General features: G+C 54.2%; 1 protein-coding gene. It reads right to left on the bottom strand.

Translation table 11 applies throughout. The annotated features are described in order from the left end of the window. A partial coding sequence (locus tag RC73_RS19625; protein WP_039036205.1) for a Calx-beta domain-containing protein occupies positions 1–677 on the bottom strand: 677 nt, incomplete at both ends.

Here is a 677-nt window from a genome sequence, read left to right as displayed (position 1 = left end):
TGCTGCTGACGGTCGGGGCGCTGTCATTGTCAGTGATCTGGGCGGTGCCGCTGTCGCCTGCGCCATTGGCGGTAGCGTTCAGGGAGTAGTTTTCATCTCCTTCAAAGATTGTGTCATCAATGGTGTCTACCTGCACCAAGAAATTGGTGGCGCCGGGTGGCACGGTGACCGTGTTGCCGGTCACGGCAGTGTAGGTGGTGCCGCCATCGAAACTCACCATATAGGTGAGGCCGGTATCGGTGCCCACAATAGCGCTGCCGTCGCTGAGGCTCAGGGTGACCTCGGTGTTGGTGGCACTGGGGGTGCTGAGGGTGACGGTGAAGGTGTTGGCATTGCCTTCGATCACGGAGTCACCGGTAACACTTCTCACCACAGGCGCGTCCTGGGCATCGAGAATGGTGGTGTCGGCGCTGTTGTTGCTGCCTATCTCTAGTTGTTCAAGGCTATTATCAACGTCAGTGACCCCACTAATGGTGACGCTTAGATTTTCACTATTTTCATAAATACCATCGTTGATGGTATTAACTGTAAAGCTTTGCTGACTATCTCCGCTAATGGTTACGCTTGGAGGTAAGTTATCAACATCTGCTGCAGTTGCCGTACCACTCCAATCAAGCGCAACGCTAACCGAAGCTCCACTAGGAAGGGTTACCGGGTTACCGTTGGCATCGACCAAA

Origin of the sequence: Shewanella sp. ECSMB14102 (genome assembly GCF_000813075.1) — a bacterium.
Taxonomy (GTDB): domain Bacteria; phylum Pseudomonadota; class Gammaproteobacteria; order Enterobacterales; family Shewanellaceae; genus Shewanella; species Shewanella indica.
Note: the sequence above shows the minus strand (reverse complement) of the source record. Positions and strands in the feature narration are given on the sequence as shown.